The organism is Fischerella sp. PCC 9605, assembly GCF_000517105.1.
Lineage (GTDB): Bacteria > Cyanobacteriota > Cyanobacteriia > Cyanobacteriales > Nostocaceae > PCC9605.
Genome location: NZ_KI912149.1, coordinates 439,352 through 464,722 on the forward strand (window position 1 = coordinate 439,352; position 25,371 = coordinate 464,722).

Here is a 25,371-nt window from a genome sequence, read left to right on the forward strand (position 1 = left end):
CAGCTTGTTTTTTTATTTGTTACTGTTAATAATAATTAAAATTTTCTGTAGATACACTACTATGGCTTTATATGCAGAATTGCACAGACACCTAGGCGGTTCGGTTGTACCGCGAGTTCTGTGGCGATACTTTGAACGTCATTCTTCTGAGTTGATTTCTCGGTTTGCTGAATATGCAGAATTTGAAGAGTTTTACACGCGCCCGCGCAACACTCTAGATGAGTATCTAGAGTTACATACATTAGTAGAAAGCGTGCAAACTGTAGAAACTCTGCCCTACTTTATTTATCGCCTGCTTAGGGGTGCTTATATCTTTGAAAATTTGGCGTATTTAGAACTGCGTTATACCCCTTATCTGCGAACACCCGAACATCTGAGTCAGTCAGAAAGAATTGACAAGATGGCGGAAATTGTCGAAGTCGTCGGTAGGGCAAGCAAATTATCTGAATATCCGATTGTTACTAGTCAAATTCTCTGTATGCACTCGCGTTTACCTTATGAGGTAAATAGAGCGATAGTTGATTTGGCTGCACAAAATAAGCAGTATGTCTGTGCGGTAGACGTGGCAGGAGGAGATAGCTATTATGGCGATCGCCTCGAAGAATGGATCAAATTGTACGATTATGCCTTATCTCTGGGAATTAGCACCACAGGACACCTGTACGAAACCACAGCTGGTTGTTACCCGGAACTTTTGCCCTATCTGATGCGGATTGGTCACGGTATCCAAATTCCGCTGTTACATCCCGAGTTACTACCAGACTTAGCTAGACGAAATCAGTGTTTGGAAGTTTGCCCCACTACCTACCTAAAAACTGGTACTTTGCAGGATATCCGGCAACTGAAGTTAGTTTTTGACCGTTGTTTCGATGCTGGAGTAGATATTGCCATTTGTACTGACAACGCCGGACTGCACAATGTACGTTTGCCGTTTGAGTACGAAAATCTCTTAACCTACGACATTATTAGTTTTGAACAACTCCAAGCTTGTCAGGATGCTGCTTTCCGCCATGCTTTTGCTTGGCCCTACGGTCAACGTCCAGCTTCTCTATTAAATGGGTTGCTAAGCCGTGAATCTACTCAAGTTTTGGCGATGAAAAATTAATTAACCACTGCCAAAGACTTAGAAATTTACAGGGTGCATATATTTTGCAGCAATGTATTTTTATTATTTTTTACTTCAAGTTTTGATGGGAATAAATACGCGCTGCCTACACCCATTAGGTAAATAAGCTACTGGCACAGTATTACTTTCCCATCGCCCAAATTGCTCTTTAACTGCAAGATTACAGAACAAAAGGGTTTTTGACTGTTGACTTTTGACTTTTAACTTTTGACTTCCGTGCAGCGGTGCTAGTCTGTCGCACCCCCAACTGACTTCCAAGCGGCAAGACCACCTTTGATTTCAGTGACGTGAACAAATCCTGCTTCTCGCAGTGCATTTACAGCTTGGTTAGCTTGTTCGTCACTTTCACCATAAATATAAATTTCGCGCTTTGTATGGAGACAGGATTTAGCGCGGCTTGCCAAATCAGCCAAGGGAATTGGCACCGCCCCTGTAATATGACCGCTGTTGTAGCTTTGGCGATCGCGCACATCCAAAATCGTAAAACCCGGTTGACCTAGCTCTAAACGCGATTTTAAGTCATGTGCAACAGAATCCAGCATAATAGCCACCTCTTAATACTTATTGCTCGGTAATTTGCCGTTTTTCACCTAACAACAGCAATCTATCAAAAATTTTATTTTTCTCGGGCTTTTTTTAAAAAGAATAAATATTTTGATGAGAATATGAAGTGTTTAATTTAGTAATTTTGCAATCTATAAATTTTTGTATATAAGTTTAATGAAATTTGTTTAAATGATACAGTGGTTGCCAACTCGCCTACACTGGATTTTATGGTATCCACAATACAAGTTTTACCAAAAGAAGTTGTACATCTGATTACAGCGGGAGAGGTAATTGACTCTTTAGCTTCCGTAGTGCGGGAATTAGTAGAAAATTCCCTGGATGCAGGTGCAACGCGGATTGTGGTTTCCATTTGGCCCGAACAATGGCGGGTACGGGTGGCAGACAATGGCTGCGGCATGAACTTAGAGGATTTACAACGAGCAGCATCAGCTCACAGTACCAGCAAAATCAAAAGCTGTGCAGATTTATGGAAGATTAACAGCTTAGGATTTCGCGGTGAAGCGTTGCACAGTTTGACGACTCTGGCAGATTTAGAAATTTGGAGTCGTCCAGGAACCTCTGTATCCCCGCCGTTTACAGGGGGGACTGAAGGGGGGGTCAACGGTTGGCGAGTAGTGTATGGTTACGGAGGGGAAGCAGCACATATAGAAGCCGCTGCGATCGCACCTGGTACAGTTGTGACAGTCTCCAATCTGTTTGGCAATTGTTCAGCGCGACGTCAGGGTTTGCCTTCAGTAGCACAGCAAATGAAAGCAGTGCAAGCAACTATCCAACAAATCGCCCTCTGCCATCCCCAAGTCGCTTGGCAAGTTTGGCAAAATGACCGGGAATGGTTTACCATCTCTCCCGCCGCCACAATGGGAAAACTTTTGCCGCAACTTCTCCATCAGGTGCGTCCAAGCGATCTGCAAGAGTTGCAAGTAGAACTACCCAATTCCCGGCAGGACTCCTTATATTTAGTTGTGGGATTACCCGATCGCTGCCATCGTCATCGCTTAGATTGGCTGCGAGTAGCAGTCAACGGCAGAATGGTAAAAGCACCGGAAATCGAACAAACCATCCTGGGGGCATTTCACAAGACATTACCGCGCGATCGCTATCCGATTTGTTGCCTACATTTGTTGATTTCCCCAGATCAAATCAACTGGAACCGCAACCCAGCCAAAACAGAAATATACCTGAACGATTTGAGTTATTGGCAACAGCAAATTAGTCAGGCGATCGAGCAAGCATTCCGGATTAATTCTGCCACCCTTAAAGAAGCGGTTCACACAACCCGAGTCGGGAAATTAATCAAAGCCGCCGAAGAACAAGGTTCGTACAACACCAACCCTTTTACTACTCCTACTTCCCCCACTCCCCACACTCTCAAAGCCGTCGGCCAAGTCAACAACACTTACATAGTTGCCGAACATCCTGGTGGGTTGTGGTTAGTGGAACAGCACATCGCCCACGAGCGAGTATTGTACGAGCAATTGTGCGATCGCTGGCAAATTGTCCCCGTTGAAGCACCGATAATTCTCTATCAATTGTCACCAGCGCAAGTATCACAGCTGCAACGCATTGGCTTGGACATCGAACCCTTTGGTGAACAACTTTGGGCAGTCCGCAGCGTACCCGCAATGTTGCAGCAAAGAGAGGATAGTGCAGATGCAATTTTAGAACTGAGTTGGGGAGGCGACTTACAAACAGCGCAAGTAGCCGTTGCCTGTCGCAGTGCCATTCGCAACGGTACACCTCTGAGTATGCCAGAAATGCAGCAAATATTAGATGACTGGCAACGCACCCGCAACCCCCGCACCTGTCCCCACGGACGCCCCATATATTTATCGTTGGAAGAGTCTGCGTTGGCGCGGTTTTTCCGGCGACATTGGGTGATTGGTAAAAGTCACGGGATTTAGAAGGGCTTGGGAAGGAGGACAAGGGAAGAGGAGTTTGTAGTGAGAACTTTAGTCCTCTTCAGCCTAATTTAATTATCGCTGTTCAGATCATAATAGCTTTGGATGAACAGGGACATTACCTCACAATTATTGATATTGAAAACTACCACTAACTGAGGCAGCAGGGTAAAACAAAAGTACCGACTTTATCTGCTATGCCAGCTTTAGAAAACATTAAACTGGATATAAGTAAAATCGCCGATAAAATCAGCTTTTGTCCTATTACCAGATGTGCACATAATTATTTTTGAGCTATTAAACCAATCCAGCACAAAATAGTAAACAGGCGATCGCAATGGAACACCCTCCCCTTGGGATAAGATGCTTTGGGGCATCTTACGGCAGGCTCAAAGACCTAGCCAGGCTTAACCAGATAGCATATCATCATCTATGTATTAACTGCACTATTTATGTTGAAACTATACAATATCTAAACAAAATACGTATTATTACTTAAATAGATATTTAGAGAGTCAGTCTTTAAATTCGTTTAAGGAATAAAATTAAGACAAACTCCTTTGTTTCACTCAACCAGGAATTTATAAATTCTGAATCGCTACTCTAGGCAGCAAGTGTTTCTGCTAACACCGACTTTTGCAAGAAACAAGCGATCGCCAATTCTGCATGGCGCAGCTATTTTGATAGGCAGGAATATTTACTTACCCTTACATCTACAGCCGCTATGGCTTAAATTTCAAAATTGTGAATTGGAAATATTCAGCAGTGAGTTAATACTATTAGAAACGTTAGTAGTACCAATAAAAAATGGAGATAATTCTCTAATTTCAGACTATGAGCACTGCTGTTGTCATCGGAAATACAACTAATTCCTATCAGCCAATCTTTGCTAAAGCACGCTGCGAATCTTCGAGCTAAGACTAACTAAAAATACCCGATGCCATTCATGCTGCTACAGCTTTATCTGTTAATTACGTCCAATGTATTACTAATGATAAAAGCTTCCGCAATGTTCTCGATTTGCCTGTTGTTGTCCTTAGTGAAGTCCTGGTATCTTGAGCTACTTATGAACTCTATTTAAAACAACAACACCCAAGCATCTAATCGCTTATAAATCTCCTCTCTTTTTTCATCTAACTCAGGGTTGTACTGCTTGAAATATACTGAAAAAACAGTAAAAACAGTTGCATTGCCCTCGTTTTAATACTATGAGGAAATATCAGCGTTCGAGTTGGGTGTTGGTGTTAGTTGACGAGACAGATTACAATGAAACAGCTTCTTTACCTCTTAACTAAATTGAACATTGGCTGTTAAATCTGCCAGGGAAGCTTTCTAGCTTCAATTAATAAGTTATCATTACTAAATGAGAATAGTTTTTTTCTGCAACTAAACTTTACTTTTTCACCAAATTGCTAGGAATGCGATCGCATTGTTGGGATACAAGCCTATGCCAAAACTATAGATTTTTAAAAGAACAAGCGATCGCTAATTCTGCATGACGCAGCAATGTATCTTTGTCGAGGGAAGAGACTGAATATTGCGGAGCGATTGCCAGCAGGCTATCAATTCGCATTCTCGCTGCTTCGACAATGCGTTCATCCAGGCTACCGTTGTTGAGAGAGTCCACAAAATCTTGAGTGATCGCCAAAGTGCGTTCCAAGGATGAAGAAGGCAAGTTACGGGAGACAATGAACAAATCACAGCCAGCCTTAAATGTCTGCGCCACAGTGCCACTCCGAGAATACATATCTGAGACAGCCTTCATATCCAGGTCATCAGATACTATCACCCCCTCAAAGCCAAGTTCTTCTCGGAGTATGCCCGTTAAGATAAGTTGCGATAGTGTTGCTGGTACATCTGCATCTATTTTGGGAAATAAGATGTGAGCAGTCATAATCATTGGTACTTGCTCAGCGATCAGTGCTTTAAAAGGTATGAGTTCCCGACTTCGCAGTTCATCCAGCGTCAGATTTAGCGTTGGTAGTTCTAGGTGAGAGTCTGTGCTAGTGTCTCCATGTCCGGGAAAGTGCTTGGCACAGCCAATAATTCCCGCCTCTCGCAGTCCCAGAAAATATTCACGCGCACCAGCCGCCGCAGATTCTGGAGTAGCGCCAAAAGCCCGAGATCCGATAATTGGGTTGTTGGGATTGGAAAAAATATCTGCTACAGGTGCCCAGGATACATTTATTCCCAATGATTTGAGTTCTAGCGCTGCTGATGCAGCTACTTCACGCGCACGGGACTGCAACAAGAAAGCATGGGGAAAGCGAGTAATGGGCAAATATGGGCGATGGACAGTACCACCTTCATGGTCGATCGTCATGAACATCGATTCACGTTCGGTGTATTGCCGTATTTGCTTAATCAACTCTTGGAAAACTTGCAGCCAATCTTCGTAATGGATGCCATAACGAAAGTTTTTAGCATAGAAAATAATCCCAATAGGCTTTAATGCACTTAGGATACGTTTATCTTCATCATTTAACGTAGTACCGGAAATACCGACAATCAGGTGATGTCCAAAGCGATGCATATCTTGTACTCCTTCTGGCTTTTGTTGCAAAAAACAGGGTTAGTATAAACGACCACAGATAAACATGAGACTGGGGACTGTAGGGCAAAGGGCATGGGGCATCGGTAAGAAAACCAATTCTCAATTCCCAATGCCCATTGCCCCTAATCCCCACTCCCTATGGTCGTGGGGGCCCCGAGTTCCCCAATGCCCAATCACCAGTACCCAGCGCATCTGTAGCCGATTTCTAAAACTCTATTTTTGCCTGCGTTTTAATTTACATCAGGCATGACTTATAATTTCCATCAGAAATCCGTAACAACTGCAAGCTTTTTAGAAGGTTTTTGGTTTTTCAGTGTCAGGCTCAGATTTTTTAGGGTCATTTTGGCTTCGCTTGGTTGCATAATCACCGCTTCGTAAGGTACAACTCCAGCGATTTCACTATTGATACAGCGAGCTGCTACCCATGAAAGATCCAGGCTTCTAGGTGGGATATAAGGGCCGCGATCGTTCACCCGCACTATCACCGCTTTGCCAGTTTGCAAATTCTTCACCTGCAAGAAGGTGTTAAAAGGCAAGGATTTATGGGCAACTGTCAATTCATTTTGATTGAATATTTCACCATTCGCCGTTAAACGACCGTGAAAATAGGGGCCATACCAAGAAGCCAAGCCATACATTTTTTTCTTGGAAGGCTTTAAACCGTACATTTCCAGCTGTCCTTTCACGAGTGATAGTGCAGGTGCTTTTAAAGCAGCGCGAAGATTATTAGTCCATTCAATTGCTAACAATTCACCACTGCGATTGGCTTTTTGCGTAACTTCTTTGTTAATCCCAAATAAATAGCGATTTCCTACCATTAACGCTGGTACACCATCAACTAATGCTGGTTGTAATTTCGAGGCATTTAAGTTGGGTGACTTCAACAATCGCGTCAAGCGTTGTTGCATCAAAGTTGCTTGTAGCTTGTTGGGTAAGTTAGCAATCAAACGGTTATTTACCCAGACTTCGTAGTTATTTATGTTGCGGTGGACAACAACTACTGGTAGGGTAGCGGAAGAATTAAAGCCTGGCTCCAAAGGATTGGGAAAGCGAAAGAAATTTTGCAGCGATTGCGGGAGGCGCAAAACCCTAAAGGGCGATCGCATAATTTTATTCGGCAGAAAATTTGGATGAGCAGAAGTGGCTTCTATCAAAGTGGCAACTGACAAACTGCTTGCTGTTTTGACAGGAATTTGTCTAGCTTTCATCTGCTCAAGGGAGGGGCAAAATTGATTTTTGCTGTTTCTAACCCTTCCTGCAAAAAGATTCGGTGAATGATTTAGGGTTTTTCGTGGTTCCTTATCTCCCCAATCTATCTTTAAAAAACGTGTCGGTAGTAGCGTTGTACTCCAAAAATTTACTGGTTGCTTTGGCTGTACAAAAAATGGACGAGGCTGACTAACCAGTTTACCTAAATTGGATGAAAATTTTGTCTGCTCAACTTGTGATTTCATGCTTGATGGCAAGCTTTGATTTAGCGACAAAAATGAACCAATCCAGGATGTAACCCAAAGTAGTCCAAACAAGATCATGGTAATTGTCAATGTTCAGATCAACGCACCTCATTAAAGGTGCAAATTTATTCACGGCCTCAAATATTTCTCGAAACTATGTGTGAATACATTCTTTCCTTCTGAAAAGAATATATCCTTAGCTAGATGCACAGCAATGAGCGATCCCCAGCAGCGTTTATCTTATCCTGTAGATGCTAAATAAGCAAATAATACTTACATAAAACTTTCAGATGTTGTAGGCAATTGCTACTGGATTTTCAATTTAAATTTTTTATAAGAGACGCAAATCAAGCATAATAAATATGCAAAAATCTGCTAGCAAACAAAAATTTTCATACGTAATAACTTAAAATGCCTGGTCTAGCCTTTTACATCGTCGATGTATTTGCGGTAGCTAAATATACTGGCAATCAGCTAGCCGTATTTACCAATGCCGCCAACCTATCGCCAGAGCAAATGCAACAAATTGCTAAGGAGGTCAACTATTCTGAGACAACGTTTGTAACTTCAACCCAGATGGTGTCCGATGGATACAATGTTAGAATATTTACACCAGAGCAAGAACTACCGTTTGCCGGACACCCTACTTTAGGCACAGCCTACATACTCCAAAAGGAGATTATTAAAACTACAGTTCAAAAAATTTTATTAAATCTAAAAGTCGGGCAAATACCCGTGACAGTTGATGATGCCAATAGTTCTGAAGAGTGCCTGTGGATGCAGCAAAAAGCGCCAACATTTCATCAGATATTGGATGCAGATAAAATTGCTGAAGTCCTGAGAATTCAGTCTACAGAGATAGATTCTCGCTTTCCAATTCAAGAGGTTTCTACCGGAGTACCCTTTATTATCGTTCCTCTTAAAACTCTGGAGTCAGTTAAACGAATTAAAGTCAATAAAGATAAATATTTTGAACTGATTAACACCACAGATGCTAAATCTATCCTTGTCTTTTGCCCAGAAACTTACAAACAAGAAAATCATCTGAATGTGCGGGTTTTTTGCGATTATTTAGGCATTCCAGAAGATCCTGCAACTGGTAGTGCTAATGGATGTTTGGCTGGTTATTTAGTTGAATATTCCTATTTCGGCAAACAAGAAATTAATGTACGAGTCGAACAGGGATATGAAATCAACAGACCCTCTTTACTTTTGCTACAGGCAGAAAAAAAAGATGCAGCCATAGGGGTGAACGTAGGAGGAAAAGTGATTATGGTTGCTAAGGGGGAGTTTGTATGAGGAGGGGGAGAGTGGGAGATGGGGAGATGGGGTGATGGGGTGATGGGGTGATGGGGTGATGGGGTGATGGGGAGTAGGTGAAATAACTAACTACTAACTACTAACCACTAACCAATGTAGAGACGTGCCATGGCACGTCTCTACAACCACTAACCACTAACCACTAACTACTATCGTCTGCAAATGTAACGGTTTGCAAAGTATAATGAGTACGGCAAAACCATTAAGAAATATTGAAGAAAAGTAAGGTTAAATGCGAGTAGCGATCGCCGGAGCAGGACTAGCAGGACTTTCCTGTGCAAAATATCTCACAGATTTAGGTTATACACCCATCGTCTTGGAAAGCCGAGATGTATTGGGAGGATTAGTAGCAGCTTGGCAAGATACTGACGGCGACTGGTACGAAACTGGTTTGCATGTCTTTTTTGGGGCTTACCCCAATATGTTGCAGCTACTGAAAGAATTGGGGATTGAAGATCGTTTGCAGTGGAAAAAACACACTATGATCTTCAACCAGCCCGAAAAACCAGGAACTTACAGCAGGTTTGATTTTCCCAATTTGCCAGCACCATTAAATGGCATCGTGGCAATTTTGCGGAATAACGATATGCTTTCCTGGGGCGAAAAAATTGAGTTAGCGAAGGGACTAGTTCCTGCCATGCTCCGGGGACAAAAGTATGTGGATTCAACCGACCAATATACTTTTTCCCAATGGTTGAAGCAGCAAGGGGTAAGCGAAGATGTCCAACAGGATATCTTTATTGCTGCCTCGAAATCGCTAAACTTTATCAATCCCGATGAAATTTCAGCCGTAGTATTGCTGACTGCTCTCAGTCACTTTCTCCAGCAAAAAGATGGCTCAAAAATGGCTTTTCTGGATGGTTCTCCAACAGAGCGATTGTGTCAGCCTTTGGTAGATTACATTACAGCACGCGGTGGAGAAGTACGGTTAAATGCCCCTTTAAAAGAAATTTTGCTCAATGAAGATGGTACGGTGAAGGGGTTCTTGATGCGGGGATTAAATGGGACAGCAGATTACGTAGAAACTGCTGACGTTTACGTCTCAGCAATGCCAGTAGATGTGATGAAGGTAATGCTACCAGTTGCCTGGCAGGAAAATGACTTCTTCCAAAAGCTAGAAGGGTTGGAGGGCGTGCCTGTGATAAACTTGCAGTTGTGGTTTGACCGCAAGCTTACAGATATAGACCAGTTGCTATTTTCGCGCTCGCCTCTACTCAGCGTTTATGCTGATATGAGCAATACCTGCCGTGGGTACGCCAATACTGAGCGCTCAATGCTGGAATTGGTTTTAGCTCCGGCAAAAGATTGGATTGCCAAATCCGATCAGGAGATTTTGCAGGCAACCCTTGCCGAGTTGCAAAAACTCTTTCCCGCGCACTTTGGCACAGATAATCCAGCAAAATTGCTGAAATATCACGTAGTCAAGACGCCGCGTTCAGTTTACAAAGCAACGCCTGGTCGCCAACAGTACCGTCCCTCTCAGCAAACACCGATTAGCAACTTCTATCTAAGTGGGAGCTATACTATGCAACCCTATCTCGGTAGTATGGAAGGTGCTGTGCTTTCTGGTAAGCTGACAGCGCAGGCGATTGCTGAAGGACACTCGGTGGCAAATTCATCAAACCTGCAAATGCAAACCCCCCAGCCTGCAACGAATGCTGCAATTGTCTGATTCCCCCCCGCGCATGAAACCGCCGGTCTCTGTGGATGAGTCCTATCAACTTTGCCGTCAAATCACAGCAAAGTATGCCAAAACTTTTTACCTTGGCACTTTGCTGATGAGTAAGGCAAAACGCCCAGCTATTTGGGCAATTTATGCTTGGTGTCGCCGTACCGATGAATTGGTGGATGGACCGGCGGCTGCTATTACCACGCCAGAAACTCTAGACAAATGGGAGCAGCAGCTGGAATCCATTTTTGCGGGACACCCAGTGGATAACTATGATGTGGCTTTAGTGGATACTCTCCAGCGCTTTCCGATGGACATTCAACCCTTTCGGGATATGATTGCCGGACAGCGTATGGATTTACACCGCAGTCGCTACAAAAACTTTGAGGAGTTATACCTGTACTGTTATCGCGTCGCCGGTACGGTAGGGTTAATGTCAACAGCGGTGATGGGAGTAGATACTGAGCAAAACACCGCTCCTTGGAGCCGCAATCAACAACCTTATATTCCTACCGAAGAAGCGATCGCCCTAGGAATTGCCAGTCAACTCACCAATATCCTCCGAGATGTTGGTGAGGATGCACGCAGAGGACGAATTTATATACCTCAAGAAGACTTGGTGCGATTCAATTACACTGAGCAAGATTTGTTCAAAGGTGTTGTGGATGACCGCTGGCGCTCCCTCATGCGCTTCCAAATTGCCCGTACCCGCCAATTTTATAGCCAGGCAGAAAAAGGAATTAGTTATCTATCTCCTGATGCTCGGTTGCCCGTGTGGGCGGCTCTGATGCACTACAGTAGAATTTTGGAAAAAATTGAACGCAACAACTACGACGTTTTTAGTCAGCGTGCTTACGTACCTCAGTGGCAAAAGTTAGGCAGCTTGCCATTAGCCTGGTTGCGATCGCAAGTACTATGATAAGTCATTTGTCCTTTGTCCTTTGTCCTTGACAATAACAAATGACAAATGACGAATGACAAATGACAAATAACTATTGACTCACACCAAAGTATCTGCTATTATTTATATTCGTGGCACCTTGGAGAGGTGGCTGAGTGGTCGAAAGCGGCAGATTGCTAATCTGTTGTACGGTTCGTAAGGCCGTACCGAGGGTTCGAATCCCTCCCTCTCCGTTTTTTGTAGAGACGCGATATATTGCTTGTAGAGACGCGATATATCGCGTCTCTACAAAAAAATCTAACTCTAGATATACATAGGAAATCGACTTTTACACCTTTTGGGTGATGCTATTATTTATGCTTTGGAGCCATTAAAGATTAAACTTATCTTCAATTAAGTTTGATTTGACTTTTAGGCTCCTGAGCAAAATAGGAGTAAAAGCGATATATGAAAAAGATTATTGGTGCCTTTGCCCTAGCTTTAACAACTTTAACAACTGGCTTGTTAGTCGCGGCTTGTGATGGGAATAATACCACTACCCCCAACACAAGCGATAACGGAGCTACCAGTACCCCAGCAGGTTCGACCACTACATCTCCTGCTGCCAGTAGTGGTCAAGGATTGAAAATTGGCTCGTTGCTACCAACAACAGGTGACTTAGCTGCGATCGGACAGCAGATGGTAGAATCTGTTCCCTTACTTGTCAATACCGTCAACGCTTGCGACGGTGTGAATGGGAAACCCGTCACCTTAGTACAAGTAGACGACCAAACCGACCCCAAAGCTGGTGCTTCCGGTATGCAAAAACTAGCAACCTTAGATAAAGTAGCAGGTGTAGTTGGTTCCTTTGCTAGTAGTGTCTCCAGTGCTGCCGTCTCCATTGCTGTGCCCAATAAAGTCATGCTCATCTCTCCTGGCAGTACCAGCCCCGTATTTACCGAAAAGGCAACAAAAGGCGATTATAAAGGCTATTGGGCGCGTACTGCACCTCCAGATACTTACCAGGCACAAGCTTTAGCTCAACTAGCCAATAAAAGAGGTTTCAAGCGCGTTTCCACCGTTGTAATTAACAATGACTACGGTGTGGGATTTGAAAAAGCATTTGTGCAAGCATTTGAAAAATTAGGGGGAACCGTAGTTAATAAAAACAACCCCGTCCGTTATGACCCCAAAGCTACCACATTTGATACAGAAGCCCAAGCAGCTTTTGCAGGTAAGCCGGATGCGGTGCTGGGTGTGTTTTATGAAGAAACTGGCAGTCTGTTTCTCAAATCCGCATATCAGCAAGGTGTGACTCAAGGGGTGCAAATGATGCTGACTGACGGTGTGAAGTCAGATACATTCCCTGATAGGCTAGGTAAAGGTGCTGATGGTAAATACATCATTGCTGGAGCCATAGGCACTGTACCAGGTTCCAACGGTAGAGGATTAGAAGCTTTCACCAAACTTTGGCAGTCTAAAAGAGGATCTGCACCAGCACCATACACTCCCCACGGTTGGGACGCCGCCGCCTTGTTAGTCTTGGCTGCCCAAGCTGCTAAAGAAAATACAGGCGTTGGCATCGCTAGTAAAATTCGTGAAGTAGCCAATGCTCCTGGTGTAGAAGTTAGCGATGTTTGTGAGGGTCTGAAATTACTGAGAGAAGGTAAAGATATTAACTATCAAGGAGCCAGCGGCAATGTAGATATTGACCAAAACGGTGATGTGGTTGGTGTCTACGACGTTTGGACAGTTAGCGATGATGGCAAAATCAAGACTGTTGAACAAGTTAGCCCCAAATAGGGACTAGTGGTCTAGGAAAGTGCGATCGCGCTATCAATACTCAATCAACCCGTTTTTTGTGAGAAAACGGGTTGTTATACCAATTCCCTTTAACTGTGAAACATATGTAGATCCCCCCATTCCCCCCTATCCCCAGAGGGGGCCCCGAGTCCCCCCTTAAAAAGGGGGGCTATAGAGAATCATCTGTCTCAAACATTTAGAGAAATGGTATTACTAAAATTAAACAAATTAAGCAACTATAATATATGGCGAATCTATCGCTGCTACCCTTTGAGCATCAACTAAAGCTTGATACACCATTGCTACCACCTCTGCGCGTGTAGCATCGCGGGTAGGATTGAGTTGCTTGAGTTGTGGGTAATTGACAATAATCTGTTTTTCACCAGCAACAGCTACCTCGTCTTTGGCATAGTCAGGAATTTTTGCTTGATCGTCGTAGGGTTTTAGGGCTTTGTTACCACTAGCGCTTAACCCTAAGCCATTCACCACAGAGACGATAACTTGTACGCGCTGAATATTATCGTTGGGACGAAAGGTATTGTCAGGATAACCAGAGAGAAACTGCCCTTGATATGCTTGTTGAATGACTTTATTCGCCCAAAAATCCAGCGGTACATCTTTGAATTTAATTACTTGGCGTTTGGCGGATGGGTTGAAGGCTTTTACTAATAATGCGGCATATTGCGCCCTTGTCATTGTTGCGTCGGGTTTAAATGTGCGATCTGGAAAACCTTTGATGATATCCAGTTCGACTAATTCCTGAATAAACGCAGCTGCCCAATGATTGCCAATATCTGTTAAGTCACTAGGACTGGGTGTAGGTGTCGGTGTAGGTATAGGTGATGGCGTAGGAGTTGGTGTTGGTGTCGGTGCTGGAGTAGGTGATGGCGTAGGAGTTGGTGTTGGTGTCGGTGCTGGTGTAGGAATTGGTGTAGGAATTGGTGTAGGAATTGGTGTGGGTGTTGGGGTAGGAACCGTAGTATCAACAAATTCAACCCTACCCTGGACTTTTGCCGGATCTATTTGATTTCCTACAGAAACTAACTTATTGGAACTAGCATTTTGAATATCAAATTGACCGTTACTGCGGAAGATATTGCCTCCTGGGTTATTGATACTGCCAATATCCGGAAAGGCATTCACAATTACCGTCAAACCGTCTTGTGTATTTCTTTCACATAAATTATTACGTAGTACCGGACGGGCTTCACCAGAAATAACAATTCCAGAACGGTTTTCGTAGATTTTGTTATCTATCAGTTTGGGGGAAGCAGTATCACTAATAGCAATGCCAAAACCTGTGTTAAAGCAGCTGTTACCTCGGATTTCACCTTGGGCATTCTTGGCGATCGCGATTCCGTTAGCAGCGTTTTCTGTAAATTGATTATCACGAATGATTGGCTTGCCATCGCCAGTAACAAAAACTCCCTCTCGCTTGCATTTTGTGAAGGTGCAATTGGCAACCGTGGGACTAGTTGATTCTATCCAGACGCCACTACCCCGGGTAGCCGAATTTGTCACGGTTACACCCTTCAGTTCTGCGCCATTAGCCAGCACAAACGTAACATTTTGACGGGCAAAAGTCCGACTGAGGTATTCGCCACTGCCTTCAATTAATATACCGCTACCAATACTCGCTTCATTACCTATTACCGAGACTTCACTGGGAATTGACAAGGGAAATACTTCACCACTTGCAGCATTGTAACTACCATCTGCCAGTTTAACCTGCGTACCGGATGTCGCTTTCTTAAGTGCTTGTGTAATAGTTTTCAGAGGGGCTTGTTGATTACCACTGGCACTATCATTACCAACTACAGGATTTACGTAAAGAAATTGGGTCATATTTCTAGTGACAAAAAACACATTGACATCCTACCGCCTACACTTCAACTTTGTAGCGGTGAAATCCTTAAGTAAGCTTAAGTATTTTCTGCTACTTGCTCTTTTGCCTACTTTTGGCAGTAATGAGTCAATCTTTATACAACTTCGTCCCGCACTTTTTGCAAAACATAGCATCAGCATCGTGGAAGGCTAAGCCGCATCCCGTGCAAACAGTTTCTACCTGATTAGCGGTTTTGACTAATCGCTTAATCAAATCACCTACTTGCCAAGGAATTAGGGCAATACCTGTTAAAATCATCAAAACTGTCAGCAGGCGACCTAATTCTGAAATTGGTGTAACATCGCCAAAACCTACAGTTGTCATTGTCACAATTGAAAAATAAAAGGCATCCAAAAAAGTAGCAAATACTTTCTGATTAACAGGATGCTCGACTTGATAAATTAAACCAGAGTATATAAATATAATTGCGAATAAAGTAAATAATATCCTGGCAAAAATTACACCATCTTCACTGCTGATACCAAATAAAAATTTTATATCGATGAATCTAATTAACCGTAAAATTCTAAACCATCGTAATAGACGAATAAAACTAATATTAACTGGACTGATAAAATATGGTAAAATTGCTATCAAGTCAATTAGAGAATAAATGCTAAATATATATTGAATTTTATTTTCTGCACTCCACAAACGCAGAGAATATTCTAAAGCAAAAATAATCAAGATAATGTTGTCAGCAATATCTAACTTAAATCTAATATGTTCGGGAATATTATAAGTTTCTGCCACAAAAATTCCTGATGACAGCAAAACCAACCCAGCAATAGTTAAATTAATAACTTTACCTACTGGCGTTTCTAAGTCTCTTAAGTAGAATGCGGTTTTTTCTTTTGTCTCTTTTGTTAGCAACATAAATATTAATGGCATTTTTAATTATCTTGCATAAATAACATTAAAAATGCTATATAAGAATCCTCAATTATTCTCATTTCTCTATCGTGTTCACAACTCTAATAGGATTACTATATACTTAACAAGTATCCTTTCTAATCACCAAATTCTATCTTGATTATATGACTCCAGAAGATTTTATGCGTTTAGCACTGGCAGAAGCAAAGAAAGGAGATGCTCCTTACGGTGCAGTAATTGTCAAAGATAGAGAAGTTGTTGCAGTTGCATATAATACTGTCAAGCGAGACAGCGATCCATCCGCTCATGCAGAAATTAATGCCATTCGCAGTTTAACGTCAAAACTTCAAAGTTCTTCTTTAGAAGGCTATAGCATATATACAACTGGTGAACCTTGCCCAATGTGTGCTACTGCTTGTGTTTGGACAGGTATATCAGAAATTGTCTATGGTGCTTCTATTGAAGATTTAATCTCAGTGAATCAATCGCAAATAACAATCACTTGCGAAGAGATTATTGCTCAAAGTTTTAGAAAAATTCGGGTGAAAAAAGGGGTTTTAAGAGAAGAGTGTATAGAGTTATTTAAATAGTAATGCAAATATTAATTTATGATTTGCGTCTAATGTGAATTAAGGCTATGACCAAAATTGTGTTTGATTAATCAACCACCGATCCACGTCGATTTAGAAAACCTGATTTTTCTCATAGCCCTCATAGGATGTCTGAGAAGTTATTAATCAAACACAATTTCCTAGAGATCCCCCTAAATCCCCCTTAAAAAGGGGGACTTAGAGAAGATTGTTCCCCCCTTTCAAAGCAGGGCTGTTTCATTCGAGCAGGTAAGGATTTTGTCAAGAGTACTCGCTGTAAAATTTGCTGAAGTTGGTGAGCGAAAAATCACCGCAAAGACCAGAAAATTTGAGTGCGCTCGCCATTTTCTTGTCCAATCAGATTTTTTCATCACCTGATTTTTTTGACTTAGACGCTTGTAAATCAGAGCCTTTTAGGGAATGAAACAGCCCTGCCCTTTCAAAGGGGGGCTAGGGGGGATCTTATACTTTTAAGACATCCTCTCAGAAACTTATTTTTTAAGGGCTTTGTCATTTCTATTAATCAGTTTCAAGAATATAGCTGTGATGAAAGATACCCGTATACCACACTTAAATGTCATTGCGTCCCAAATAGCGATCGCCTTCGTCTGTTTTTCATCACCTTTGCTACTAATACACGCTACTTGGGCAAAGCCGCTGACTGAGACACAAATTAATTCTCATATTCAACGGTTAAAGAACCCTCAACAGCGTGCTGCTGCGATAGATTATCTAGCAACTGTGGGTAAACATGCCGTCCCCGCCTTAATTACAGCTTTGCAAGATAGCGATGCCCAAGTGCGTGCTAGTGCAGCAATCATTATCGGTAAAATAGGGCCAGCAGCAGCCCAATCTGCACCCGTCCTGTTACGGGCAATAGGTGACAAAGATGCTACCGTTCGTTCTCATGCAGTTCAAGCTATCAAAAAAATTGGCAGGCAAGCCTATGTTCCTTACTTAATAGCTGGTTTAGACAGCAAAAATGCATGGGAACGCTACAGTACAGCCCATGCTTTACGGGGTATGGGAAAAGACGCAGGCTATGCCGTACCTGCATTAATGAAAAAGTTAGAGGATGAAGATGCTTGGATGCGTGTAAATGTTGTTTCTGCTTTGGCTAATATCGGTAAGCCCTCAGCACCCGCTATACCTGGCTTAGTTGCCCGTTTGCAAGACACAGATGAAACAGTCCGCCACACTGCGGCTTATGCTTTGGGTAATATCGGTTTGAGTTTGCAAGAGAATCTCAATCAGCTATCTACAAAAGAATTAGATACGGCTGTCTCAGGCTTGGAAAAAGCCTTAAAAGTGCTGCAAAATCCTTCACTCAAATTCAACCAACAAGAAATTACTTTTGTGAGTAACCCTTTTAACGTCCTGAAAAAAGAGATGCTGAGGCGGGCAAAGTAAGCTATTGTGCATTTTTAGTGCACAACAGTTTGGATAGGGAGAGATTTCTCTAATTCAGATAAGACAAAAATGAATTTGCAAAAATCGCTGCTTGGGTGCGATCGCGCAAATTTAAGCGATTTAAAATATTAGTAACATGATTCTTGACTGTTCCCTCAGAAATATAAAGTTGCTGAGCAATTTCTTTATTAGTAGCACCAGTAGCGATTAGCCGCAAAACATCTTTTTCTCTAGGAGTAAGTTCAGCCAAGCTAGGAGGTAGAGGTGGGGAATTATTTGCTGCAAATGGGGGAAATTGAGTCAAAAGCTTTTTAACTATTCCCGGGCCTAATTGAGTATATCCTTTGTGAACAGCGCGGATAGCAACAGCTAATTCTTCTGAAGGAGTATCTTTGAGTAAATAGCCCATTGCTCCATTCTGCAATGCGGCTTTTACATATTCATCATCATCAAAAGTTGTTAGCACTAAAACTTTGATTCCAGGAAAACGCTTTTGAATTTCTCGTGTGGCTGCAACTCCGTCCATGACTGGCATTCTAATATCCATTAATACCACATCTGGATATAATTGTTCAATCAAACTAATTGCGATTTCACCATTTTCTGCTTCTCCGATAACTTCTAAATCCTGTTCTAGTTCTAATAAAGCTTTTAACCCTTGACGAATTAAATTTTGGTCATCCACAAGCAATACTTTGATCATTGCCTTCACCTCGGTAAAGGGATATCAACTATAATTTTGCAACCAGAACCAGGAGTGCTATGAATCTGAAATTTTCCTCCTAATGCTAAAGTGCGATCGCGCATACTTTGCAGTCCAAACCCAGTGGTATTTTGTCCTAAATCAAAACCTTTACCATTATCTTGAACTATCAATTTTAAATCTTTATTTGTAGCCAGTTCTAGTTTCACTTCTGTAGCTTGAGCGTGTTTATAAATGTTTGTAAATGATTCTTGAATAATTCGGTAGACAGGAGTACTAATTTCAGGAGGGATGGGACGAGATAGGGTAATTTCACAAATTGGTAAAACTCCAGTTGCACGATGCATATTTTCTGCAAGTACTGCTATTGCTTGTTCTAAGGATTGTTCTTGCAAGGGATGAGAGCGCATGGCAGAAACAGATTGCCGTACATCTTGTAGAGACTTAGAACCCAGTTCTTTTGCTCTTGCTAGGAATGTTTGAGCTTTTTCTGGATTTGTTTGCCACAGCTTTAAAGCAGTCTCTAATTGCAGATTCAAAGCAGTGAGAGAATGTCCTAATGAATCGTGTATTTCCCTAGCAATACGATTGCGTTCTTCTAAAGTAGCGTGATTCTCTATTCGCAAAGCATATTGACTGAGTTTTTTATTGGCAATTGCTAATTCTTCTCGGCTCTGGCGTTCAGATAAAACTGTATTCATCAATAGCAATACAAATAGTAAAGCTAATCCGAACATGACTCCAAAGCTAAAATTGATAAACAAAAAACGTTCTTGTGCAGCTGGAGTTAATGGTAAACGATCAAATCTTCGCTTCAATGTTAATAAAAACAAGACGAAGGATAAAAAGGTAATTATTACACGCCCTTGAATCTGAAAAATTAAGCAACTACGAGTTACTAAAATAACGTATAAAAATGGAAATAGTCTTGCAGCTCTACCTCCAAAAAATGTAGTGATAATAATCAAAAAAATTTCAATTGCTGTGTAAATTACTTTAGTGAATTTATTACTAGTGGGCAATCTTAAGCCCATTAAACCAAAAACCGTGAAACTACAAATTATTAATTCGGGAAATTTAGTAGGAAAACGCTGTAAAGGAGATGGTATGAAGGCAATCAAAGCTGCACACCCCATTAAGATCCACTCTAAATAAAGCAGAAACCGAAAAGGATGATTTTGAATTGTAATTGGACGGCTCACAGAAATATACCTCCTATAAAAATAGGGGCTAGAAGGAACTAGAAACTAGGAAGCAGAGAAGAACTCTCGTTATACCAAATTGTCTTTGCTTGTCATTCTGTAGACGCTTCTGCGGCTTCCCGCAGGGTGCGACAGCGTAGATGCGCAGCAGCTTCCCGTAGGGTAGAATCTCCCAGATGCTGAGCGTAACGCAGTGAAGCGAAGCATGACACAATACTACTTTCCCAATAACGAGAAAATCAAAAGTATCTTCACACCCATGACTTTAAAGGTGAGAGTTTACTAACTGTTTTACTTTGCTTGGGAAGCTTTCCCATCAATAGTAAAGTAAACACAGGTTAATGACAGTCTATCAGTCAATTCAGAAAGCCAGTGAGAACTAGCGTCATAGAAAAAAACATGACTTCAGTCATGGGTGCATACATGACTTTCTCCTCATGTGTCTCCTTTGCATCAGTCTCTAGGATGGAGAAAAAGAAACACAAAAGTGTGGAGATTATAAATGAAACTTTCTAAATTATTTCTTATTGCTGGTGCTGCTGCCCTCAGTTTAACTGCTATACCTTTTGCAGTCAAAGCAGAAACAACCTCTTCTTCATCTCTAATACTCGCACAAACTACAGAAACACCAGTCCGAGAAAAAGGCCCTTTCCAACGTTTGGGGCTAACAGATGCACAAAAAAACCAAATGGAAGAGATTCGCCGCAATACCCGCGCTGAAATTGATCGGATTCTCACCCCAGAACAGCGTCAACAGCTAGAAACTGCCAGGCAAAATCGTCAAGGAAAGCGTCAAGTTTGGCGGAATTTAAATTTGACTGAAGAACAGAGAACCCAAATGCAGCAAATCATGCAGTCTAAGAGATCTCAAATGGAAGCAGTTCTGACTCCCGAACAAAAGCAGCAACTACAAGAGTTCCGGGATAATATGCGTTCGCGTCGTCAAAAATTTAATCGTTCCAATCGTTAATAATCTAAAACGATTGATTGAATTGAGGTCATATAAATTACAAATAGGAATGGGTACGGGGTTGGTAATACTTAGTATTGGGTTTTTCCTAGTCCCCCTTCGGGTAATCTACGAGAACCCGCCCACAAGGGGCGTCTACGCCACTTTCCCATCTGGCACCAAGCCAAGACGGGAAGTGGAGTGGTCTCACCAGTCCCAAGTCCCTGGTACCCAATACCAAAATTTGTCTGTGGGTAAAGCAAAATTCCATAATTTTTATGCGTAAAAACCCAATCCCCAATCCCTAATCCCCAGTCCCTTTTACGTGTCCATTCCTAATTCTTAGATTTCTTGCAGAAGATGGGTAAAGGATAAAGGGGAACGGTAAACAATCAGGGAAAAGAGTAAGGAAATTTCTTCTACCTTTGCTCTAAGCTTTAGCTAAATTACTTCCCCTTTAATCTTTAACCCTTTCCTACTTCACAGCAAAATAAATAGGATTGGTGAATCCAGTCGGGGTAATATTTTTGACGATATTCCTCAGTAATCGCGGAGTATATTCATCACTTTCTCGGACGTGGTATGGGGCAATGAGTTTTTATAATAGTGGAACAAACGGGAGAAATCCGCGAGGCAATAAATGAAGCTCAGAAATTTATCACTAATAGCGGGAGCGATCGCTCTTAGTTTATCTGTAATCCCACAACGTTCTGTCCAAGCAGAAATTGCCCCTAAAGCAACACTGCAACTCGCACAAAACCAGCAGCAACCGCAACCTCAACCACCACGTATAGAATTAACCGATCAACAAAAAACCCAATTGCAACAAATTAATGCCAAAGTCCGCTCCCAAGTTGAGCAGGTTTTGACACCAAAGCAACGGGAGCAAATTAAGACTGCCATGCAAACAGGTCAGCCTCCCCAACAGGCTTTTGCTGCTTTAAATTTTACCCCACAACAAAAATCCCAATTGCAGCAAATTTTCGTGTCTATGCGACAGCAGCAGGAAGCAGTTTTGACTCCTCAACAAAAGCAACAACTAGACCAATATCGGCAGAATTTGCAGCGTCAGCGGCAACCGCAACAGCAACCAAAATAGTCATCTACTCTAGCTAAAAGTATGGTGGGCTCCTAGCCCACTTTATCCTAAAATCAACCTACAATGCAGGCATTCACCACTTCACCTAATCCTACTGTTCGTATTCAAAAGTTTTTAGATTTAGTCGATCGCGTAACAGAAAAACAAGGTCTAAACGTCACTCAAATTGTAGATATACAGAAATTACGTTCCCTTCCGATTGGTACTTTTGGCAGAACTTGGGCTGATTTCCTCGATGAAAATAATTTAACACCCTTCACTACGGGTCCCCGTCGCAAACAACTCCACGATGGCGTTCACGTCCTCACGGAATACAGCACAGATTATTTGGGTGAAGCAGAAGTACAAGCATTTTTACTAGGAGCAAAATTTAGGTTAGTTAACCTGCTGCTGGGTTTAGGACTGTTGCGAATGATGAGCAGACAAATGCAGGATCGGCAACAGTTAGATTGGGAGAGGCTATGGCAAGCATACCAACGTGGATCTAAGTCCCACTTTGATCCGGATACTTGGCAACCAGAGTTACTTTGGCACTTGCCTTTGAAAGATGTGCAAGCAATTTTTGCAATTTACTAAATCAGGTAAAAGTTAAAAAATAAGCAAACAATGCTTTTTACGAATAACTCAATTTCTGAATTGACAAAGGCAGAATATAGGGGTTTCAATACCCTAAATTTATTGATGGGTATTTTATTTTTATATCGTGTTTACTTGAACAATTATAGTGTCGCTTAGGCTGGTAATTGGTAATAGGTCAATACGGTTCAGTTAGTGATGTTTATTCCTCAGATATCCCCCAACCTAGCTTTTCAAGGGGGCAATACCTATTAATTTCCCCCCTTTTTAAGGGGGGTTAGGGGGGATCTAACCTTAACTGAACTGTATTGGATTATAGGTAATTGGTGATTAGTGATTATTATTTTTATTTGCCATTAGCCATCACCTATCTATATTTTATTGGTTATTTACCTGACATGATATTACTTGTTATTTTTGACAGCTTGGACAGTTATCAACATCATATATGCTATACCTTCACTATGGGTTCAATGTAAAATTTCATCGTGATTTCATCATTATCTGTTAATCTAGAATGTTAGTTACTCAATATATTCCTTGCAAGCAGTCTAATTCACTGACTGTAGTAATCATTCAGAACGCTAATAGATTTCTTCCTCATAATTTACTCCCGTATATTGCAAGGAGTATACTGAGTTTTTCTTTTCAAGGCTAAGATTTAAACAGAGAAATAAGTTCATCTCAATTTTTGGCTACTTGCGAGTTGTGAACATGAGAATTTTGCTAGTGGAAGATGAACCTGATTTAGGCGCAGCAATAAAGCGAGTTCTTAGCCAAGAAAAGTATGTTGTTGACTGGGTTGTAGATGGTAATGAGGCATGGCTGTATTTAGAGAATAAGTGGACACAATATACGCTGGCTATCTTTGACTGGTTGCTCCCGGGATTATCAGGAGTGGAACTGTGTCGAAGATTGCGAATTCAGAAAAATCATCTACCAATATTGATGCTGACAGCTAAGGATGGGATGGAAGATAAGGTAACTGGGCTAGATGCAGGTGCAGATGATTATTTAGTCAAGCCCTTTGGAATGGCAGAGTTACTGGCACGGTTACGGGCTTTACAAAGGCGATCGCCCCAAATTCAACCGGAAAAGTTACAAGTTGCGAACCTCTCTCTTGACTACGGTAGCCGCACTGTCTCGTTCCAACAACCAGAGGGCAACAAGCAAGTAATTCCTTTGACTAACAAAGAATTTCAGCTTCTAGAGTATTTCATGCGACATCCCAATCAAATTCTCACAAGTGAGCAACTGCGAAATCAGCTTTGGGAAGTGAGTGCAGATACCGCCAGCAATGTAGTAGCAGCGCAAATGCGGTTGTTGAGAAGACAACTAGCAAAAGTAGATAGTGCTCATTTAATTGAAACCATTTATGGTACTGGCTATCGCCTCAATACCAGCGATGAACCAAAATAAGCTGTTTTCTCAGACTCGTTTGCGACTAGCTAGCTGGTATGCTCTGGTCATGGGTTTTATTCTCAGTTTGTGTGGTTGGGGGGTATACCAAGCAATTGTTCACGCCCACTGGGAAACTTTAGACCGAGAATTGAAAACGGTTGCAGGCACTCTCCACGACACTATAGAAAACGAACTAAAGCAACCAGGACGCTTAGAACCAAAGGCGCAAGCACTCTTACCAAAACGCGAAGACAAACATCATATCTTAGGAGCGATTTACCAAGGTAACTACTACATTCGGCTGTTAGACAATTCTGGACGAGTAGTAGCTATGGCAGGTTTTGAACCTGTGGGATTACCCGTTACGCGGCCTGAAGCAACTTGGCAAAGCCTCAGAGATGCTAAAGGGAATCACTATCATCAAATATCCCTATCTCTGCATACTCAAAATAATTTGTCTTGGGGATATATGCAAATGGGGCGGAGTCTCCAAGATGTGGAAACATACCTAACAAATGTGAAGTTAATTTTGTTGTTGGGATTGCCACTGGCTATGGTTTTGGTTGGGGGCGCGAGTTGGTGGTTATCTGGGTTAGCAATGCAACCTATCTACATTTCATACAAGCAGATCGAGCAGTTTACCGCCGATGCAGCCCATGAGTTACGAACACCTTTGGCAGCAACTCAGGCCACGGTAGAATCAGCATTATTCATGCAACACCTGGATGAAAAAGAGGCGAAGGACATCTTAGCAACAGTACAGCGCCAAACGCAACGACTGACACAATTGGTGGCTGATTTGCTGCTGCTATCTCGAATGGATAGAAAAACAGCACCATTACGACGCGTTCGCTGTAACCTCAATGACATTGTCAACGATCTAGTTGAAGAATTAGCACCACTGGCAGTAGCAGCCAAAGTCAAGCTCACATCTAAGATACGAGTACAACAGCCACTGACAGTTGTCGTTGATGAAGACCAGATTTATCGGCTGATTTCTAACTTGATTATGAATGGTATTCAATATACACCAGCCAATGGGGAAGTGACTGTTGCCTTAGAACGCAGTACTCATCAAGCTGCGATCGCAGTTAAAGATACAGGCATTGGCATTGCTGCAAACGAGCAAAAGCGAATCTTTGACCGATTTTATCGCGTGAATAGCGATCGCTCTCGTAGCACTGGTGGAGCAGGTTTAGGATTAGCGATCGCTCAAGCTATTGTGCAGGCACACGGAGGTTATATCCAGGTACAAAGCGAACTGGGTAAAGGTAGCACCTTTATCGTGCGATTGCCTCTAGAAGCTTCGTAGTTTAGCGAACTAGTACCGCTACCTTAGAAGTCAAAAGTTCTTTTGTTCTAACCACTTGTGATAAATCTAACTTGTGGTAAATCTAATAGTAAAATGCTTT

20 protein-coding genes and 1 tRNA gene are annotated in these 25,371 nt (G+C 42.1%); 14 read left to right on the forward strand and 7 right to left on the reverse strand.

Going from position 1 to position 25,371, the window contains the following annotated elements; translation table 11 throughout:
- The first annotated feature begins 61 nt into the window (after window positions 1-61).
- A complete protein-coding gene (locus FIS9605_RS0116840; RefSeq protein WP_026734765.1) occupies window positions 62-1,105 on the forward strand; it encodes an adenosine deaminase in 1,044 nt (347 codons plus the stop codon).
- A 248-nt stretch (window positions 1,106-1,353) separates the two neighbouring features.
- On the opposite strand, the gene FIS9605_RS0116845 is transcribed toward FIS9605_RS0116840, so the two are convergent.
- Window positions 1,354-1,668, reverse strand: a complete 315-nt coding sequence (locus tag FIS9605_RS0116845) for a rhodanese-like domain-containing protein (RefSeq protein ID WP_026733648.1) — start codon at window positions 1,666-1,668, stop codon at window positions 1,354-1,356.
- A gap of 231 nt (window positions 1,669-1,899) precedes the next feature.
- Between FIS9605_RS0116845 and mutL the strand changes: the two genes are divergently transcribed.
- On the forward strand, window positions 1,900-3,594 hold the full coding sequence (gene mutL, locus FIS9605_RS0116850; RefSeq protein ID WP_026733649.1) for a DNA mismatch repair endonuclease MutL: 1,695 nt from the start codon (window positions 1,900-1,902) through the stop codon (window positions 3,592-3,594).
- 1,453 nt (window positions 3,595-5,047) lie between these two features.
- Here mutL and nagZ read toward each other — a convergent pair.
- Window positions 5,048-6,124: a beta-N-acetylhexosaminidase gene (gene nagZ, locus FIS9605_RS0116855; protein ID WP_026733650.1), complete on the reverse strand. Its 1,077-nt coding sequence runs from the start codon at window positions 6,122-6,124 to the stop codon at window positions 5,048-5,050.
- 284 nt (window positions 6,125-6,408) lie between these two features.
- Entirely contained in the window at window positions 6,409-7,677 is a 1,269-nt protein-coding gene (locus FIS9605_RS0116860) for a septal ring lytic transglycosylase RlpA family protein (RefSeq protein ID WP_026733651.1), read from the reverse strand.
- Window positions 7,678-8,010: 333 nt separating this feature from the next.
- Between FIS9605_RS0116860 and FIS9605_RS0116865 the strand changes: the two genes are divergently transcribed.
- The 5 genes from FIS9605_RS0116865 to FIS9605_RS0116885 all read left to right on the forward strand — a co-directional run bounded on the left by FIS9605_RS0116865 (window position 8,011) and on the right by FIS9605_RS0116885 (window position 13,271).
- The gene (locus tag FIS9605_RS0116865; RefSeq protein ID WP_026733652.1) at window positions 8,011-8,898 is read left to right on the forward strand and encodes a PhzF family phenazine biosynthesis protein; all 888 of its coding nucleotides are present in this window, start codon (window positions 8,011-8,013) and stop codon (window positions 8,896-8,898) included.
- 253 nt (window positions 8,899-9,151) lie between these two features.
- Window positions 9,152-10,591: a 15-cis-phytoene desaturase gene (pds, locus tag FIS9605_RS0116870; RefSeq protein ID WP_026733653.1), complete on the forward strand. Its 1,440-nt coding sequence runs from the start codon at window positions 9,152-9,154 to the stop codon at window positions 10,589-10,591.
- Window positions 10,575-11,507, forward strand: a complete 933-nt coding sequence (gene crtB / locus FIS9605_RS0116875; protein WP_026733654.1) for a 15-cis-phytoene synthase CrtB — start codon at window positions 10,575-10,577, stop codon at window positions 11,505-11,507. Before pds ends, crtB begins: the two co-directional genes overlap by 17 nt.
- 123 nt (window positions 11,508-11,630) lie before the next feature.
- Window positions 11,631-11,722, forward strand: a tRNA-Ser gene (locus FIS9605_RS0116880).
- Window positions 11,723-11,936: 214 nt separating this feature from the next.
- Window positions 11,937-13,271 (forward strand): ABC transporter substrate-binding protein, encoded by a 1,335-nt coding sequence (locus FIS9605_RS0116885; protein ID WP_026733655.1) that lies wholly within the window; start codon window positions 11,937-11,939, stop codon window positions 13,269-13,271.
- A gap of 228 nt (window positions 13,272-13,499) precedes the next feature.
- Here FIS9605_RS0116885 and FIS9605_RS0116890 read toward each other — a convergent pair whose 3' ends face one another.
- A complete protein-coding gene (locus tag FIS9605_RS0116890; RefSeq protein WP_026733656.1) occupies window positions 13,500-15,116 on the reverse strand; it encodes a DUF1565 domain-containing protein in 1,617 nt (538 codons plus the stop codon).
- A 127-nt stretch (window positions 15,117-15,243) separates the two neighbouring features.
- Window positions 15,244-16,047: an ion transporter gene (locus tag FIS9605_RS0116895; protein WP_442854714.1), complete on the reverse strand. Its 804-nt coding sequence runs from the start codon at window positions 16,045-16,047 to the stop codon at window positions 15,244-15,246.
- 146 nt (window positions 16,048-16,193) lie between these two features.
- Between FIS9605_RS0116895 and FIS9605_RS0116900 the strand changes: the two genes are divergently transcribed.
- Window positions 16,194-16,619 carry a nucleoside deaminase gene (locus FIS9605_RS0116900; RefSeq protein ID WP_026733658.1) on the forward strand — a complete coding sequence of 142 codons (426 nt, stop codon included), beginning with the start codon at window positions 16,194-16,196 and terminating at the stop codon, window positions 16,617-16,619.
- A 546-nt stretch (window positions 16,620-17,165) separates the two neighbouring features.
- Entirely contained in the window at window positions 17,166-18,029 is an 864-nt protein-coding gene (locus FIS9605_RS0116905) for a HEAT repeat domain-containing protein (RefSeq protein ID WP_035139909.1), read from the forward strand.
- A gap of 49 nt (window positions 18,030-18,078) precedes the next feature.
- On the opposite strand, the gene FIS9605_RS0116910 is transcribed toward FIS9605_RS0116905, so the two are convergent.
- Window positions 18,079-18,732 (reverse strand): response regulator, encoded by a 654-nt coding sequence (locus FIS9605_RS0116910; RefSeq protein WP_026733660.1) that lies wholly within the window; start codon window positions 18,730-18,732, stop codon window positions 18,079-18,081.
- Between the two features lie 5 nt (window positions 18,733-18,737).
- Window positions 18,738-19,934 carry a sensor histidine kinase gene (locus FIS9605_RS0116915; RefSeq protein WP_026733661.1) on the reverse strand — a complete coding sequence of 399 codons (1,197 nt, stop codon included), beginning with the start codon at window positions 19,932-19,934 and terminating at the stop codon, window positions 18,738-18,740.
- Between the two features lie 502 nt (window positions 19,935-20,436).
- Between FIS9605_RS0116915 and FIS9605_RS0116920 the strand changes: the two genes are divergently transcribed.
- From FIS9605_RS0116920 to rppB, 5 genes are all read left to right on the forward strand, one after another.
- A complete protein-coding gene (locus tag FIS9605_RS0116920) occupies window positions 20,437-20,904 on the forward strand; it encodes a Spy/CpxP family protein refolding chaperone (protein WP_026733662.1) in 468 nt (155 codons plus the stop codon).
- A 619-nt stretch (window positions 20,905-21,523) separates the two neighbouring features.
- On the forward strand, window positions 21,524-21,982 hold the full coding sequence (locus FIS9605_RS0116925) for a hypothetical protein (protein WP_026733663.1): 459 nt from the start codon (window positions 21,524-21,526) through the stop codon (window positions 21,980-21,982).
- A 63-nt stretch (window positions 21,983-22,045) separates the two neighbouring features.
- A complete protein-coding gene (locus tag FIS9605_RS0116930) occupies window positions 22,046-22,558 on the forward strand; it encodes a Coq4 family protein (protein WP_026733664.1) in 513 nt (170 codons plus the stop codon).
- 714 nt (window positions 22,559-23,272) lie between these two features.
- Window positions 23,273-23,977, forward strand: a complete 705-nt coding sequence (gene rppA, locus FIS9605_RS0116935) for a two-component system response regulator RppA (RefSeq protein WP_026733665.1) — start codon at window positions 23,273-23,275, stop codon at window positions 23,975-23,977.
- Complete coding sequence (gene rppB, locus FIS9605_RS0116940; protein ID WP_026733666.1) at window positions 23,964-25,271, forward strand: two-component system sensor histidine kinase RppB; 1,308 nt, start codon at window positions 23,964-23,966, stop codon at window positions 25,269-25,271. Before rppA ends, rppB begins: the two co-directional genes overlap by 14 nt.
- Window positions 25,272-25,371: the final 100 nt, after the last annotated feature.

Bases quoted from the DNA above. Each gene is read 5' to 3' on its own strand.
- FIS9605_RS0116840 (WP_026734765.1), top strand. From the start codon at position 62: ATGGCTTTATATGCAGAATTGCACAGACACCTAGGCGGTTCGGTTGTA.
- FIS9605_RS0116845 (WP_026733648.1), bottom strand. From the start codon at position 1,668: ATGCTGGATTCTGTTGCACATGACTTAAAATCGCGTTTAGAGCTAGGT.
- mutL (WP_026733649.1), top strand. From the start codon at position 1,900: ATGGTATCCACAATACAAGTTTTACCAAAAGAAGTTGTACATCTGATT.
- nagZ (WP_026733650.1), bottom strand. From the start codon at position 6,124: ATGCATCGCTTTGGACATCACCTGATTGTCGGTATTTCCGGTACTACG.
- FIS9605_RS0116860 (WP_026733651.1), bottom strand. From the start codon at position 7,677: ATGATCTTGTTTGGACTACTTTGGGTTACATCCTGGATTGGTTCATTT.
- FIS9605_RS0116865 (WP_026733652.1), top strand. From the start codon at position 8,011: ATGCCTGGTCTAGCCTTTTACATCGTCGATGTATTTGCGGTAGCTAAA.
- pds (WP_026733653.1), top strand. From the start codon at position 9,152: ATGCGAGTAGCGATCGCCGGAGCAGGACTAGCAGGACTTTCCTGTGCA.
- crtB (WP_026733654.1), top strand. From the start codon at position 10,575: ATGCTGCAATTGTCTGATTCCCCCCCGCGCATGAAACCGCCGGTCTCT.
- FIS9605_RS0116885 (WP_026733655.1), top strand. From the start codon at position 11,937: ATGAAAAAGATTATTGGTGCCTTTGCCCTAGCTTTAACAACTTTAACA.
- FIS9605_RS0116890 (WP_026733656.1), bottom strand. From the start codon at position 15,116: ATGACCCAATTTCTTTACGTAAATCCTGTAGTTGGTAATGATAGTGCC.
- FIS9605_RS0116895 (WP_442854714.1), bottom strand. From the start codon at position 16,047: ATGCCATTAATATTTATGTTGCTAACAAAAGAGACAAAAGAAAAAACC.
- FIS9605_RS0116900 (WP_026733658.1), top strand. From the start codon at position 16,194: ATGACTCCAGAAGATTTTATGCGTTTAGCACTGGCAGAAGCAAAGAAA.
- FIS9605_RS0116905 (WP_035139909.1), top strand. From the start codon at position 17,166: ATGAAAGATACCCGTATACCACACTTAAATGTCATTGCGTCCCAAATA.
- FIS9605_RS0116910 (WP_026733660.1), bottom strand. From the start codon at position 18,732: ATGATCAAAGTATTGCTTGTGGATGACCAAAATTTAATTCGTCAAGGG.
- FIS9605_RS0116920 (WP_026733662.1), top strand. From the start codon at position 20,437: ATGAAACTTTCTAAATTATTTCTTATTGCTGGTGCTGCTGCCCTCAGT.
- FIS9605_RS0116925 (WP_026733663.1), top strand. From the start codon at position 21,524: ATGAAGCTCAGAAATTTATCACTAATAGCGGGAGCGATCGCTCTTAGT.
- FIS9605_RS0116930 (WP_026733664.1), top strand. From the start codon at position 22,046: ATGCAGGCATTCACCACTTCACCTAATCCTACTGTTCGTATTCAAAAG.
- rppA (WP_026733665.1), top strand. From the start codon at position 23,273: ATGAGAATTTTGCTAGTGGAAGATGAACCTGATTTAGGCGCAGCAATA.
- rppB (WP_026733666.1), top strand. From the start codon at position 23,964: ATGAACCAAAATAAGCTGTTTTCTCAGACTCGTTTGCGACTAGCTAGC.